This is a genomic window from Neisseria sp. HMSC064E01, from assembly GCF_001808875.1.
Taxonomy (GTDB): domain Bacteria; phylum Pseudomonadota; class Gammaproteobacteria; order Burkholderiales; family Neisseriaceae; genus Neisseria; species Neisseria sicca_A.
In genome coordinates, this window is record NZ_KV794870.1 from 1 (window position 1) to 13,912 (window position 13,912).

At 50.4% G+C, this 13,912-nt stretch carries 14 protein-coding genes and 1 pseudogene; 8 read left to right on the forward strand and 7 right to left on the reverse strand.

The annotated features are described in order from the left end of the window. Positions 1-205 precede the first annotated feature (205 nt). The 6 genes from lpxB to HMPREF2572_RS00555 all read left to right on the forward strand — a co-directional run bounded on the left by lpxB (position 206) and on the right by HMPREF2572_RS00555 (position 4,221). Complete coding sequence (gene lpxB / locus HMPREF2572_RS00530; protein WP_070495377.1) at positions 206-1,363, forward strand: lipid-A-disaccharide synthase; 1,158 nt, start codon at positions 206-208, stop codon at positions 1,361-1,363. Between the two features lie 181 nt (positions 1,364-1,544). After that, positions 1,545-1,907 (forward strand): hypothetical protein, encoded by a 363-nt coding sequence (locus tag HMPREF2572_RS00535; protein ID WP_016686442.1) that lies wholly within the window; start codon positions 1,545-1,547, stop codon positions 1,905-1,907. Then, the gene (locus HMPREF2572_RS00540) at positions 1,907-2,293 is read left to right on the forward strand and encodes an acyl-CoA thioesterase (protein WP_070495380.1); all 387 of its coding nucleotides are present in this window, start codon (positions 1,907-1,909) and stop codon (positions 2,291-2,293) included. Before HMPREF2572_RS00535 ends, HMPREF2572_RS00540 begins: the two co-directional genes overlap by 1 nt. Continuing rightward, entirely contained in the window at positions 2,290-2,778 is a 489-nt protein-coding gene (locus HMPREF2572_RS00545; RefSeq protein ID WP_070495381.1) for a TlpA family protein disulfide reductase, read from the forward strand. Before HMPREF2572_RS00540 ends, HMPREF2572_RS00545 begins: the two co-directional genes overlap by 4 nt. 133 nt (positions 2,779-2,911) lie before the next feature. Beyond that, positions 2,912-3,574, forward strand: coding sequence for an SH3 domain-containing protein (locus HMPREF2572_RS00550; protein WP_070495387.1), 663 nt, complete (start codon positions 2,912-2,914; stop codon positions 3,572-3,574). A 107-nt stretch (positions 3,575-3,681) separates the two neighbouring features. Beyond that, on the forward strand, positions 3,682-4,221 hold the full coding sequence (locus HMPREF2572_RS00555) for a DUF924 family protein (protein ID WP_070495402.1): 540 nt from the start codon (positions 3,682-3,684) through the stop codon (positions 4,219-4,221). Positions 4,222-4,289: 68 nt separating this feature from the next. Here the strand turns inward: HMPREF2572_RS00555 and HMPREF2572_RS00560 are convergent, their stop codons facing one another. After that, positions 4,290-4,517: a SlyX family protein gene (locus HMPREF2572_RS00560; protein ID WP_070495389.1), complete on the reverse strand. Its 228-nt coding sequence runs from the start codon at positions 4,515-4,517 to the stop codon at positions 4,290-4,292. After that, positions 4,518-5,891 (reverse strand): Na+/H+ antiporter family protein, encoded by a 1,374-nt coding sequence (locus HMPREF2572_RS00565; RefSeq protein WP_070495391.1) that lies wholly within the window; start codon positions 5,889-5,891, stop codon positions 4,518-4,520. It abuts the gene before it with no gap. Positions 5,892-6,181: 290 nt separating this feature from the next. On the opposite strand from HMPREF2572_RS00565, the gene tldD reads away from it, so the two are divergent. After that, entirely contained in the window at positions 6,182-7,678 is a 1,497-nt protein-coding gene (gene tldD / locus HMPREF2572_RS00570; protein ID WP_210385273.1) for a metalloprotease TldD, read from the forward strand. On the opposite strand, the pseudogene HMPREF2572_RS14980 reads toward tldD, so the two are convergent. The 5 genes and pseudogenes from HMPREF2572_RS14980 to minC form a co-directional block, all read right to left on the reverse strand. Beyond that, a pseudogene (locus HMPREF2572_RS14980) lies at positions 7,665-7,856 on the reverse strand (hypothetical protein); the annotation flags it as partial. The gene tldD and the pseudogene HMPREF2572_RS14980 sit on opposite strands and share 14 nt — an antisense overlap. A 206-nt stretch (positions 7,857-8,062) precedes the next feature. Beyond that, positions 8,063-8,983, reverse strand: a complete 921-nt coding sequence (locus HMPREF2572_RS00575; protein ID WP_070495393.1) for a hydrogen peroxide-inducible genes activator — start codon at positions 8,981-8,983, stop codon at positions 8,063-8,065. A gap of 3 nt (positions 8,984-8,986) precedes the next feature. Further along, positions 8,987-9,262: a cell division topological specificity factor MinE gene (gene minE / locus HMPREF2572_RS00580; RefSeq protein WP_003765670.1), complete on the reverse strand. Its 276-nt coding sequence runs from the start codon at positions 9,260-9,262 to the stop codon at positions 8,987-8,989. 3 nt (positions 9,263-9,265) lie between these two features. Further along, entirely contained in the window at positions 9,266-10,081 is an 816-nt protein-coding gene (minD, locus tag HMPREF2572_RS00585) for a septum site-determining protein MinD (protein ID WP_070495394.1), read from the reverse strand. Between the two features lie 30 nt (positions 10,082-10,111). Continuing rightward, positions 10,112-10,816 (reverse strand): septum site-determining protein MinC, encoded by a 705-nt coding sequence (gene minC / locus HMPREF2572_RS00590; RefSeq protein WP_003762201.1) that lies wholly within the window; start codon positions 10,814-10,816, stop codon positions 10,112-10,114. A gap of 636 nt (positions 10,817-11,452) precedes the next feature. Between minC and HMPREF2572_RS00595 the strand changes: the two genes are divergently transcribed. Next, positions 11,453-13,474 carry an OPT family oligopeptide transporter gene (locus HMPREF2572_RS00595; RefSeq protein ID WP_070495396.1) on the forward strand — a complete coding sequence of 674 codons (2,022 nt, stop codon included), beginning with the start codon at positions 11,453-11,455 and terminating at the stop codon, positions 13,472-13,474. Positions 13,475-13,912: the final 438 nt, after the last annotated feature.

Below are 13,912 nucleotides of genomic sequence, written 5' to 3' on the forward strand. Positions count from 1 at the left end.
TATTGTACCATTTTGTTTTTAATTGACTATAAAATACTTTCAGTATATTGATGTTATTCTCTCTACTTTACAGTAAAGGTTAAGTGAATTCACTATAGATAGAAGGTTGCTTTTCAGCCCTATACTATAACTGAGATTTGACTGTAAGCATCTTTCCTGTTAGGTATTACACTTATTAAGTTCTTTTTGTATTCCATAATTTTATATGACTACTTCTCTCACGATTGCAATGAGTGTTGCTGAGGCATCGGGTGATCTGCTTGGTGCACATCTTATTTGTGCGATTAAAAAACGTTTTCCTGATGCTAAATTTATTGGCATTGGTGGCGAGCGTATGAAGGCGGAAGGATTTGAAAGTCTTTATGACCAAGAAAAATTGGCAGTACGAGGCTTTGTTGAGGTAGTTAAACGTTTGCCCGAAATCTTGAAAATCCGTAAAGGTCTGGTTAATGACCTTATTCGTATAAAACCGGATGTTTTTGTTGGGATTGATGCACCTGATTTTAATCTTTGGGTGGAAGAGAAACTGAAGAAAACGGGTATTCCAACGGTTCACTATGTCAGCCCTTCTGTTTGGGCGTGGAGGCGTGAACGGGTGAACAAAATTGTTCATCAAGTTAACCGGGTGTTGTGCCTTTTCCCAATGGAACCACAGCTCTATTTAGATGCCGGTGGTAAGGCTGAGTTTGTCGGTCATCCGATGGCTCAAACCATGCCTGTAGATGTTGATCAATCTTCTGCGCGTCGTCAGTTGGGAGTAGCACCGTCTATCCCAGTATTTGCCTTGATGCCCGGCAGTCGTGTTAGCGAAATTGATTACATGGCTCCTGTATTTTTTCAAACCGCATTACTTCTGTTGAAGCGTTACCCACAGGCACAGTTTCTTATGCCGGTTGCTACACAAGCAACCCACCGGCGTATATCAAAAATTCTTGCATCTGCGCAATTTTCGGACCTTCCCATTACATTAGTCGATAAACAAGCAGATACTGTTTGTACTGCGGCAGATGTGGTTTTGGTGACCAGCGGGACGGCAACGCTGGAAGTGGCTTTGTGCAAACGTCCTATGGTGATCAGCTATAAAATATCGCCTCTGACTTATGCTTATGTGAAGCGCAAAGTTAAAGTGCCACATGTCGGTCTGCCCAATATTTTGTTGAACAAATGTGCTGTTCCGGAGCTTTTGCAGCACGATGCGACGCCTGAAAAATTGGCAGAAGCCATGATTTATTGGTATGAACATCCTAAAGCAGTTGCCAGCTTGAAACAAGATTTTCATGAGTTGCACTTATTATTAAGAAAAGATACCGATACACTGGTTGCAAATGCAGTGTTGGAAGAAGCAGGTTTTTTCAAATCTTAGTTTGACTTGCTGATTCAACAAGAAAAAAGAGCGGCAATCAGATTTACAAAAAAGTAATGAAGCAGAAAATGGGTTGCAGTTTAAACATCGCTCCCCAACCTATCTATCCTTCAGCGGGCAAAGATGGCGTTTGCACGACCTTTGCTATATCATTCCCTTATCTGAAACCAAGGAAAACATCATGTACGAAGTCAACCGCAGCGTCTTCCTGCTCATCCCGCTCGATCCTTTTTGGAACTGGCTGCAAACCCTGCCCGGTAATCATCTTGACGGTTTGACGCTTGAAGATATTCAAGCCGATGCCAATTCTTACCTTGTTCGTCCGTGTGAAACCGCCGACGAAGTCTGGGACGAAATCGAAGCGCGGTTTGAAGACATTTTCGCTGCCGAACTTGCCGACTGGTGCGAAGACGAAAGCGAGTGGCCTGATTTGGATGCCGATATTTTCAACGAATGGTTCGACATCCAGCTCTCAACCGTCATCACCGACCTCGAACACGAACCGCTCGCCCGCGAAGCCTTTCAACCTTTCAATCTGAACTGATGAATATCCGCGTCCGCAATTATCATCTTGACGGCTACGGTCATGTCAACAACGCGCGCTATCTCGAATTTCTCGAAGAAGCGCGCTGGACGTTTTTTGAGGAACACGGGTTTTTGTCTGAAATCGACGGCTTGATGCTGGTGGTCGTCCGCACCGACATCCGTTATCGTCGTGCCGCCGTCGATGGCGACATATTGCGCTTTGAAGGTCGTCTGAAAGAGCTGACTTCGCGTCATATTATCCTTACCCAAAACATCGTTTTGCCCAGTGGTAAAAATGCCGTTGAAGCCGAAAGTACGCTGATGGTTGTCAGCGCAGAAAGTGGGCGGAGCATCAGTATTCCCGAACCTCTATTTATCCTTTTAAAACAATACGCCGAAGCATGAAAAAACTCATTACCATTGCCACCGTCGCTATTATCGGCGCGCTGCTCGCCATCGTCCTTATTCCGGATAACAAACCTACTCCCGCATTCTCTTTGTCCGACCTGCAAGGCAAACCGGTGTCCAATGCCGATTTGCAAGGCAAAGTCAGTTTCATCAATTTTTGGTTTCCCTCCTGCCCGGGCTGTGTCAGCGAAATGCCCAAAGTCATCAAAATGTCCAAAGACTATCAAGGCAAAGACTTCCAAGTCCTCGGCATTGCACAGCCGATAGACCCGTTGGAAAGCGTAAACCAATACGTCAAAGAATACGGCTTGCCTTTTACCGTCATGTTTGATGCCGATAAAGCCGCCGCCCAAGCGTTCGGTACGCAGGTTTACCCGACTTCTTTTCTGATTAATAAAAAAGGCGAAATCCTGAAAACCTTCGTCGGCGAACCGAACTTTGCTGAGCTTTATCAGGAAATCGACCAAGAATTGGCGAAGTAATGCAGGTTTGCGCAGTTCTTGACTGTTTTCAGACGACCTCTGTTGTGAATGTATTAAACAATCAACGATATTGTCTGTTGTCCGGACTGAGTGAAGGGCAATTTCGGTAAGTAGATTCTGAGCGTCATTGAAAATGGCTTTGAAAAATAAACAATTTCTTTATTTTATTTTTGTCGGCTTTATTTTGAGCGTATTTCAGCTGACATTTGCACAAGGCGTTCCTCAAAAGGGCATGCTGTGGGTTTATTGGGGTAATAATTTAGATGGTAATGCTCGGAATCAAAGGATTTTATATTTTGACTTTATCCCTGAAGACACCAAAATATCGAATCAAAACCGAATCTCCCTTAATTTGAGCAAATCGCAGCAAGCTGCTGTTTTGAAAGAATTGGTGCTTCCTTCGAATTTCTACGTCTATCAGGAAGATTCTGTCAAACAGCCTGCCCAAATTACTATGGGTAAAGTGGGTACGGAAGTCATTTGTGACGGTAAATATTATTCTGCCAAACTTATAAAATTTGAAAAAATTCCCAAAACGACGGCTAAACAAATACCTGATTCGGGCTGTATTTACTCGTTGATTATGAATAATGATTTCATCGTTAAATCCACAGATAGCCATAAGGTTAACCTCAGGAGACAACCGGATGCCCATGCCGACATAATCAAACGCTTGGACGACAACGCCATAGTAGAAAAATTGAAAACCGTTCGTAAGGATTGGTACCTCGTTCAATTAAAAGATACGGCTACCCAAGGGTATGTTCATAAAAGTCAGTTGGAGCGGGTGGATTAATCAAAAGTTGTCGAGATATAGGCGTAATAAAGCAGGTCGTCTGAAAACTTTGATTCGGTTTTTCAGACGACCTTATACTTAATAATCCTCTATTGCAAGGAATGTTCATAACACCCCAAACCGTCTTAGATTTCTGGTTTGCCGAAGAAAACCGTCCTTTTCTGTTTGCCAAAAACGATGAATTCGATGCCGAGATTCGCGCGCGATTTTTTGATGTCTGGCAACAGGCGGCCCGTGGCGAGCTTGCACACTGGCGCGACACCCTGCAAGGCAGGCTCGCCGAAATCATCCTGCTCGACCAATTCTCGCGCAACCTTTTTCGCAACAGCCCCCAAGCATTTGCCCAAGATTTGGCCACTCTCATCCTTACCCAAGAAGCCGTCCGTCAGCCCAGTTTCGCCGACCTCCTATCGCACGAACGCCATTTCATGCTCATGCCGTTGATGCACAGCGAAAGCCAAGTTGTCCACGAACAAGCCGTTCCTCTGTTTGAACGCTATACCGACGGACACGCATTGGATTTTGAAATCAAACACAAAGTCATCATCGACCGCTTCGGACGTTATCCACACCGCAATGCCGTATTGGGGCGTGAAAGCACGGAGGAAGAGGCGGAATTTTTGAAGCAGGAAGGTTCGTCATTTTAATTTGGGTTTTAAAATTTGAAGGTCGTCTGAAAACCATTTTTCAGACGACCTTCTTTCATATTTCCGCTTCAATAATGCGGCGGAATTTCATCACGCAGGCTGTAAGGTTCGCGCTCTCCGTTTGCGCCTTTGTCCTGCATTTTCTGATAAAGCAGCCTCAACTGCGCCTGCTGCAAATCCAGCGTCTGCTGCATTTTCGCCACCGTATCGTTCAGGCTGCCGATTAAGTCTTCCTGAAGCGCGGTTTGGATTTCCAGCTCGATGATGCGGTGTTCCAATTCGTCCATTTCACTCATTTACAGCACCATAGCGGCAATCCAGCCGGCAATCATCAGCGGGATATTGTAGTGGATAAAGGTTGGGATGACGGAGTCGCGGATGTGGTCGTGTTGTCCGTCGGCGTTCAAACCCATGGTCGGGCCGAGCGTCGAGTCGGACGCGGGCGAACCGGCATCGCCCAACGCGCCCGCCGTACCGACGATGGCGACGGTTGCCAGCGGCGAGAAGCCGAGGCTGATACACAGCGGCACATAAATCGCGGTAATAATCGGCAAAGTGGAGAAAGAAGAGCCGATACCCATAGTAACCAATAATCCGACAAACAACATGGCAAATGCCGCCATGCCTTTATTGCCGCCGAAAAGCTGCATACTGTGTTCAACCAGCGGTTTGATCTCGCCTGTCGCGGTCATGACTGCCGCAAAACCTTGCGCTGCAATCATGATGAAACCGACCATCGCCATCATTTTGATGCCTTCGCCGAACACATCGCTGGCGGCATTGCGATTCATCACGCCGAGCATCATAAAGACGGCAAAACCCAGCATCGCGCCCAGCACCAGCGAATCTTCATACATCAACTGAATCGCAAAACATACGCCGATTGCGATTGCCGCCACCAGACTGCGGTAAGCCGAAGGTTGCGGTTGTTCGGATGCTTCGCGGTTGTCCTCGGTATCAACGGTATTGGTTTGATAAGAACGCGGTTTGCGGTAATGGATAAACGCCAAAATCAGCCCCGAAACCATGCCCAAAGCAGGAATCGCCATCGCGTGCATGACGCTGATGCCTTTGACGTCCATGCCCGCAGATTTGATGTTGCCCAAAAGAATGTCGTTTAAGAAAATCGCGCCGAAGCCGAAGGGTAGGAACATATAAGTCGTTACCAATCCGAATGTAATCACGCAAGTAATCAATCGACGGTCGACTTTCAAGCGGTTAAACACCAGCAAAAGCGGCGGAATAATCATCGGAATGAAGGCGATATGGATAGGCACAACGTTTTGACTCATGATGCCCATCGCCAAAATAATCAGCAACAGCGTCCATTTCACCGAACTCTCGCCTTTCGCGGCATCCTGACTGTTGTTGAGTTTGCGAATAATGCCTCCAGCAAGCTGCTGCGGCAGCCCGGAATAGGTAATCGCCATAGCAAACGCACCGAGCATCGCGTAAGACAAAGAGATCCGCGCGCCGCCCTTCAAACCTTCGTTAAACACGGGAATAATCCCCGACTGCGTAACATTGCCTGCCGCATCCACGACGTTTTCCAGAGGCATTCCCGCCACCAGTCCGCCGACGAACGCACCGACAGTCAGGCTCAATACGACGTGTACCCGCGACAGCGACAATACGAGCATCACGATTACTGCAATCACTACGGCATTCATGCCTTTTCTCCGTTTCAGACGACCTGTCGGCCATCTATTTATATATTAAAAGAAACATCATAACCTAACATGATTTAACACGCTAGGGCAAGCCGATTATTCATTCAAATGAATAGGATGGAATTTTGTAAGCAAGCGATTCAGACGACCCCCAGTGTAAAAACAATCCAAGCCGCCCGTTCAAGCTATCAGACAAAATGTAAAGGTATGATGCTGCCTTGCCTGCCGTCTGTAATGTAGCAGCGGAAACTTGAGTACGCTTGTTATCTATTCGACTAGAAAGAGAGCAAATGCCGTATAATCAAGCCCCAAGTTTATCCAGCCCTGAAGGTCGTCTGAAAACCATGCACTTAACTTACGCTACCGTACAGCGCGATTTGCTCGAAGCCAATCACCTTTCCCCTGAGCTGCTCGCAAAAAGCCTGAGCATCATCGGCGCGCATCACGTCGATTACGCCGACATTTACTGCCAGCGCACTGCTTTTGAGAGCTGGCATTTGGAAGAGGGCATCGTCAAATCAGGCAGTTTCCAAATCGATCAGGGTGTGGGCGTGCGCGCTGTTTCTGGCGAAAAAACCGCTTTTGCCTATGCGGACAGTTTGTGTATCGATTCGATCAACCGTTCCGCCCAAGCTGTCCGCGTCATCGGCGCGGCAGGCGGCGAAGCTTCTGTCAAAGTGCCGTCCGCCGCATACGGCAAATCCGTCCATGCGGTGCTGAATCCCATTATCGGTCTCGATTCTGCCGCCAAAGTTGCCTTATTGAACAAAGTGGAAACGCTTGCCAAAGCCGCTGATCCGCGCATCGTGCAAGTGATGGCGGGGCTGACTTGCGAATATGACATGATTTACATCGCCCGCCTCGACGGCAGGCACGCCGCCGACATCCGTCCGATGGTGCGCCTGAACGTTACCGTCATCGCCAAACAGGGCGACCGGCGCGAACAGGGCAGCGCGGGCGGCGGCGGTCGCTACGACTTGGCTTATTTTGATGAAACTTTGGTGCGGCAGTTTGTCGATTCCGCGGTCAAACAAGCCTTGATTAATCTCGAATCCCGCCCTGCACCCGCAGGTGAAATGACTGTCGTTTTGGGCAACGGCTGGCCGGGCGTGTTGCTGCACGAAGCCGTCGGACACGGCTTGGAAGGCGATTTCAACCGTAAAGAAACCAGCGTCTTTTCAGGCAGAATCGGCGAGCGCGTTGCCGCCAAAGGCGTGACCGTCGTTGACCAAGGCGACATCGCCGACAGACGCGGTTCGCTCAATATCGACGACGAAGGCAACGAAACACGCCGCACCGTATTGATTGAAGACGGCATCTTGGTCGGCTATATGCAGGACGAAACCAACGCCCGCCTGATGGGTACGCAATCCACCGGCAACGGCCGCCGCGAAAGCTACGCCTCCGCTCCTATGCCGCGCATGACCAACACCTTCATGGAAAACGGTGGCTACGAACCCGACGAAATCATCGCGTCCATCGACAAAGGCATTTACGCCGTCAACTTCGGTGGCGGACAAGTGGACATCACCAGCGGCAAATTCGTCTTCAGCGCATCCGAAGCATGGTGGGTCGAAGGCGGCAAACTGCAATATCCCGTCAAAGGCGCAACCATCATCGGCAACGGTCCTGAAGTGTTGAAACATGTTTCCATGATAGGCAACGATACCGCGTTGGATAGCGGTGTCGGCGTGTGCGGTAAAGACGGGCAGAGCGTGCCGGTCGGCGTCGGACAACCGACCTTGCGGATTGATGCCGGGTTGACTGTCGGCGGTAGCGAGATTTAAGGTAGGTAATAAAGTCAAACGTCGTCTGAAAACTGTATTTAGGGTTTTCAGACGACGTTTTGTATTATAGTAGATTAACTTTAAACCAGTACGGCGTTACCTCGCCTTGCTGTACTATCTGTACTGTCTACGGCTTCGTCGCCTTGTCCTGATTTAAATTTAATCCACTATAAATGGTCAGTTGATTGGCTTGATTGGAAATGGATGGGAGTCTTGTCCTGCTCAAGTTCGCAGGAAACCATGTTTTAAGGTATCAAGTACCAAGTCTATTGATTCTAGCCGCTCGAACAATCTGCACAGTTTTCGGTTTGTCCGTTCGTTAAGGTACAAATAAAGCAGGCTGCCGAAACCAATCGGCAGCCTGCTCCTAGCATTCAATGCGTTTTACTCTTGAACAAAAGTAACGCCGTGAAGATGGGAATTGAGGATGGCAGTCCGCAAGGCAGTCAGTGCTTTGGGGCGAACGAAGTTCCGACGGTATGCCAAAACGACGCGGCGGTGCGGTACGGAGCCTGAAAAAGGGATGATACTGAACAGCAAATGGTCGTTTTCGGTCAGTGCGGTAGCAGGCATGACGCTAATGGCGAGACCGCTGGCAACCATGTGGCGGATGGTGTTGATGGAGCTGCCTTGCAGGGTGTTGGTCAGACCTTGGATTTTCTGTTTGGCGGCAAGTTCGGAACAGCTTGATAGGACCTGATCGCGCATACAGTTGCCTTCCGTCAGCAACAAAACCTGCTCTTCGCCCAACATTTGCGGGGTAACGGCATCGAGTTCTTCGAAATGGTGTCCTTTGGGGACGATGACGAAGAAAGGCTCGTCGTACAGCGGCTCGGTGACGATACCCGGTTCCTGGAAGGGTTCTGCGACTACGATGGCATCGACGTCGCCGCGCTTGAGCGATTCGGTCAGGATGTGCGTGTAGTTCTCTTCAAGCATCAGGGGCATTTTCGGCGCGGTTTCGCGCAGGGAAATGATGAGCTTGGGCAGAAGGTAGGGGGCGACGGTAAAAATCAGACCGAGTTTGAATGCGCCTTCCAATTCGTTTTGCTCTTCGCTGGCAAGGTGCTTGATCATCTCGGCTTCTTCCAGCACGCGGCGGGCTTGGGCAACGATGCGCTCGCCCGCTTCAGTGGTGATGATGTCGTTGCTGCTGCGGTCAAACAGGGACACCGACAGCTCTTCTTCCAGCTTTTTGATGGCGATGGAAAGGGTGGGCTGGCTGACAAAGCAGCGGCGCGCGGCACGTCCGAAATGACGCTCCTGCGCGACGGCTACGATGTAACGCAATTCGGTCAAGGTCATGTGTTAAGCCTTTTTCTGTTCCGTTTTTTGTTCAGGCAGGGTGATGTTCAATTCGAGAACGTCCATACCGTCCTGTTTTTCTTGGGAAATGCGGATGTCGTCCAAAGAAACGTTGACGTATTTGGACAATACTTCCAGCAATTCTTTACGCAGGGTAGGCAGATAGTCGGGTGCTTGACCTTCTTGGGCGCGCTCTTGTGCAATGATGATTTGCAGGCGGTCGCGTGCAACAGCGGCGGTCTTCGGCTTTCTGCCGAACAACATATCCATTAATGACATGACTTAGCCTCCGAACAGTCGCTTGAAGAAGCCTTTTTTCTCGGCTTCGAGGAAACGCATTTCACGGTTTTCACCCAAGAGGCGTGCGATAACGTCTTTGTAGGCTTCTGCGGCAGTCGCGCTGTTTTGATGGATGACGGGTTCGCCGGCATTGGATGCTTGCAGGACGTTTTGCGATTCGGGAATCACTCCCAAAAGCGGGATGCGCAGGATGTCGCAAATGTCTTGTACGGACAGCATTTCGCCTTTGCTGACGCGCTCGGGCGAGTAGCGGGTAATCAGCAGGTGTTCTTTAACTGTACCGCCTTGTTCCGCTTTGCGGGATTTGCTTTGCAGGATGCCCAAAATGCGGTCGGAGTCGCGGACGCTGGATACTTCCGGGTTGGTGGTGACGATGGCTTCGTCGGCGAAGTAGAGCGCCATCAATGCGCCTTGTTCGATACCGGCGGGGGAGTCGCAGATGATGTATTCGAATCCCATTTTGTCGCTGCTCAATTCCTGCATGACTTTTTCGACGCCTTCACGGGTCAGCGCGTCTTTGTCGCGGGTTTGCGAAGCGGGCAGAATGAAGAGGTTTTCGCAGTTTTTGTCTTTAATCAGGGCCTGGTTGAGCGTGGCTTCTCCTTGGATAACGTTAACCAAGTCGTAAACGACACGTCGTTCGCAACCCATAATCAGGTCGAGGTTGCGCAAGCCGACGTCAAAGTCAATGACGGCTGTTTTGTGGCCGCGCAGAGCCAGTCCGGTTGCGATACTGGCGCTGGTCGTGGTTTTGCCTACGCCGCCTTTGCCTGAAGTTACTACGATGATTTTTGTCACGATGTTTCCTTTATCAAATGCTTGGAATGGTTAATCTGTGTCGATTGCGCTGATAACCAGGCGGTTGTCTTGCAATGAAACCTGTACGGCTTTTTTGTGCAGGTGGTCGGGCAGGTCTTGTTCGAAATTGCGGTAGATGCCCGCTACGGAGACCAGTTCCGCCTGCATGGAGTGGATGAAGATGCGCGCGTTGGTGTTGCCTTTCGCGCCTGCCAGAGCCCTGCCGCGCATGGGCGCATAAATATGAATGTTTCCGTCGGCAATGAGTTCCGCACCTTGGCTGACGATGCCGGTTACGATAAGGTCGCCGTTTTCCGCGTAAACCTGTTGTCCGGTGCGGACGGGGGTGCTGATGAGGACGGTCGGGTTGCTGATGACCGTTGCCTGAACGGGTGCAGGCTCTTGGTTGATTTTGGGCTGTTGCGGCTCGGATTTGTCGCTACGGCTGAAAACCAAATGGTAACGTGCTGCGAAGGATGCCCAATATTCGCTTTCGTGGCGCAGCCCCAGAATCTGCATGCCGTAACGGGCGAAAAGGGAAATCATGGAACCGATGTCCAATGACTCGGGATGGTCAAAATCCTGCACATCCAAAACGAAGGGGACGACATCCAATTCTTGGTATTGACCGGCGCGTTGGCGCAAAAATTCTTCCAGTTCGGTCAAGTCTGCGGTATGCAGGTGAATAGCCAGCACGTCAAGCCGGGCTGACTTTATGTCGAAGGCGGGTTTCATAATAGTGAGTAAATCATAAAATTTTTTAATTGTATAAGTTTACCGTGTAAATCTTGGCTATTCAATCCGTTTGGGCCGTCTGAAGTGAAATTTCCTGTATCTATCAGGTTGAAATCACGGCTGGAACGCGATTGCAAGCCGATTGCAAGGTTTTGTCATGAAATGACGTTATCTTTAAAGTTGTTTGAAGTGGCGTAAAAGCGACAATAGGTCGTCTGAAATCCGGAGCAGGCTCTGAATCTGAACGATCCGTCAACGGAAGGAACAGATTTTTTTATAAAGGACGGTCGGTTATTGAAGGAATAAATGGTGGGATTCGGAGGTTTTTCAGGTTTGGGTGAGGCGATTTGAACCGCTAAGGTCGTCTGAAAATGCGGCCACCGGTTTCAGACGACCTTTTATAGTGGATTAAAATAAAAATGAGACAAGGCGGCAACGCCCGCCGTGTACGGGTAGTACATAAGGGCGTTGGCAACGCCGTATCATTGCAATTTTAATCCACTATACTTTTCCGCTTTCTTTGCACATTCTTTGTCTAACTTGACATTTCCTTGCCGCCGCAACACCATAAAGGCAGAATCGGCAGCCGGTTCGAACCTGCCGTAGAGTTTTTTGTTAACCGAAAGGCTATCCACGATGACACAATCCACTCACGATCCTTATGCGGATTGCCGCGAGCTGACGCTTCGGGGCATGATACTCGGTGCGCTGATTACCGTGATCTTTACCGCGTCGAACGTTTACCTCGGCTTGAAGGTCGGTCTGACCTTTGCTTCGTCGATTCCGGCGGCAGTGATTTCGATGGCGGTTTTGAAGTTTTGCAAAGGCAGCAATATTTTGGAAAACAATATGGTGCAGACGCAGGCTTCGGCGGCGGGTACTTTGTCGAGCATTATTTTCGTCCTGCCCGGTTTGTTGATGGCGGGCTATTGGAGCGGTTTCCCGTTTTGGCAGACTGCGCTGTTGTGTATGGCGGGCGGGATTTTGGGGGTGATTTTCACCATTCCGCTGCGTTACGCGATGGTGGTGAAAAGCGAGTTGCCTTATCCCGAAGGCGTGGCGGCGGCGGAGATTTTGAAAGTCGGCAGCCACGAGGAGGAAGGCCGTCAGGGCGGCAGCGGCATTAAAGAGCTGGCGGCAGGCGGCGCGTTGGCGGGCTTTATGAGCTTTTGTTCCAACGGTTTGCGCGTAATTGCCGACAGTGCGAGTTATTGGTTCAAAAGCGGCACGGCGATTTTCCAACTGCCGATGGGCTTTTCGATGGCATTGTTGGGCGCGGGCTATCTGGTCGGTCTGACGGGCGGTATCGCCATCCTGCTGGGCATTTCGATTGCTTGGGGCATTGCCGTGCCGTATTTTTCATCGCACATTCCGCAGCCTGCCGATATGGAAATGGCGGCGTTTGCGATGAAGCTGTGGAAGGAAAAAGTACGCTTTATCGGCGCGGGTACTATTGGTATTGCGGCGGTTTGGACGCTTTTGATGCTGCTCAAGCCGGTGGTGGAAGGTCTGAAAATGTCGTTCAAGAGTTTCGGGGGCGGCGCGCCTGCAGCGGAACGTACAGAACAGGATTTGTCGCCTAAGACAATGATTTTCTGGGTATCGTCCATGATGCTGATTTTGGGCGTATCGTTTTATCACTTTATCGGCGATTCGCACATTACAGGCGGCATGACTTGGCTTTTGGTGATCGTTTGTACGCTTTTGGCTTCCATCATCGGCTTTTTGGTCGCCGCCGCCTGCGGTTATATGGCGGGTTTGGTCGGCTCGTCTTCCAGCCCGATTTCGGGCGTGGGCATCGTTTCCATCGTTATCATTTCGCTGGTGTTGTTGGTCGTGGGCGAATCCGGCGGCTTGATGGCGGATGAAGCCAACCGCAAATTCTTGCTGGCTCTGACCTTGTTCTGCGGTTCGGCAGTGATTTGCGTGGCTTCGATTTCCAACGACAACCTGCAAGACTTGAAAACCGGCTACCTGCTCAAAGCAACGCCTTGGAGACAACAGATTGCGTTGATTATCGGCTGTATCGTCGGCGCATTCGTCATCTCGCCCGTGTTGGAACTGCTCTACGAAGCCTACGGCTTTACCGGCGCAATGCCGCGCGAAGGCATGGACGCGGCGCAGGCTTTGGCGGCTCCGCAAGCGACTTTGATGACGACCATCGCGTCGGGTATCTTCGCCCACAACCTTGAATGGGCGTACATTTTCACCGGCATCGCGATCGGCGCGGTGTTGATCGTCGTCGATTTGGTGTTGAAAAAATCGTCCGGCGGCAAACGCGCACTGCCTGTCCTCGCCGTCGGCATGGGCATCTACCTGCCTCCGTCCGTCAATATGCCCATCGTGGTCGGCGCAGTGTTGGCGGCGGTGTTGAAACACATCATCGGCAAGAAAGCGGAAAACCGTGAAGGTCGTCTGAAAAACGCCGAACGCATCGGAACCTTGTTCTCCGCCGGTTTGATTGTCGGCGAAAGCCTGGTCGGCGTGGTGATGGCGTTCATCATCGCCTTCTCCGTGACCAACGGCGGCTCCGACGCCCCGCTCGCGCTGGGTCTGGAAAACTGGGAAACCACCGCATCTTGGCTGGGACTGGCGTTCTTCATCACAGGCATGGTGTTCTTCGCCCAACGCGTGTTGAAAGCAGGACGCGTCAAGTAAGTCGGGTTTGAAAATAAAGAGGTCGTCTGAAAACTGGGGATTCAGGTTTTCAGACGACCTTGTTTTTATCTGTAACTTCTTGCTCTTTTATCTGGCGGGAGAGGGCTGGGGAGAGGGTGGTTCTACGGGGCAAACGAATTTGATTTTACCCAAAGTCATAGAACCACCCCCATCCTAACCTTCCCCCGCCGGACGGGGGAAGGGACAGGTTGCCGTTGCAGTAATCCGTAGCGTGGGCTTTGCCTGCGAAATCTGTCATTTAACCATCTAAATTGGGCGGTATCCGTACATTCATATCGTGGGTAAAGCCCACGCTACGGGTTCGGTCTGTTCCAAGTATGTATCGATTCAATAAAAAGGTCGTCTGAAAACTCGACTTTCAAGTTTTCAGACGACCTCTTTTTAACCTGTAACCTGCCCCCTCTCCCGTCTGGCGGG

What these genes read in the sequence shown, in the direction of transcription:
- lpxB (WP_070495377.1), top strand. Translation starts at nt 206, where the DNA reads ATGACTACTTCTCTCACGATTGCAATGAGTGTTGCTGAGGCATCGGGT.
- HMPREF2572_RS00535 (WP_016686442.1), top strand. Translation starts at nt 1,545, where the DNA reads ATGTACGAAGTCAACCGCAGCGTCTTCCTGCTCATCCCGCTCGATCCT.
- HMPREF2572_RS00540 (WP_070495380.1), top strand. Translation starts at nt 1,907, where the DNA reads ATGAATATCCGCGTCCGCAATTATCATCTTGACGGCTACGGTCATGTC.
- HMPREF2572_RS00545 (WP_070495381.1), top strand. Translation starts at nt 2,290, where the DNA reads ATGAAAAAACTCATTACCATTGCCACCGTCGCTATTATCGGCGCGCTG.
- HMPREF2572_RS00550 (WP_070495387.1), top strand. Translation starts at nt 2,912, where the DNA reads ATGGCTTTGAAAAATAAACAATTTCTTTATTTTATTTTTGTCGGCTTT.
- HMPREF2572_RS00560 (WP_070495389.1), bottom strand. Translation starts at nt 4,517, where the DNA reads ATGAGTGAAATGGACGAATTGGAACACCGCATCATCGAGCTGGAAATC.
- HMPREF2572_RS00565 (WP_070495391.1), bottom strand. Translation starts at nt 5,891, where the DNA reads ATGAATGCCGTAGTGATTGCAGTAATCGTGATGCTCGTATTGTCGCTG.
- tldD (WP_210385273.1), top strand. Translation starts at nt 6,182, where the DNA reads ATGCCGTATAATCAAGCCCCAAGTTTATCCAGCCCTGAAGGTCGTCTG.
- HMPREF2572_RS00575 (WP_070495393.1), bottom strand. Translation starts at nt 8,983, where the DNA reads ATGACCTTGACCGAATTGCGTTACATCGTAGCCGTCGCGCAGGAGCGT.
- minE (WP_003765670.1), bottom strand. Translation starts at nt 9,262, where the DNA reads ATGTCATTAATGGATATGTTGTTCGGCAGAAAGCCGAAGACCGCCGCT.
- minC (WP_003762201.1), bottom strand. Translation starts at nt 10,816, where the DNA reads ATGAAACCCGCCTTCGACATAAAGTCAGCCCGGCTTGACGTGCTGGCT.
- HMPREF2572_RS00595 (WP_070495396.1), top strand. Translation starts at nt 11,453, where the DNA reads ATGACACAATCCACTCACGATCCTTATGCGGATTGCCGCGAGCTGACG.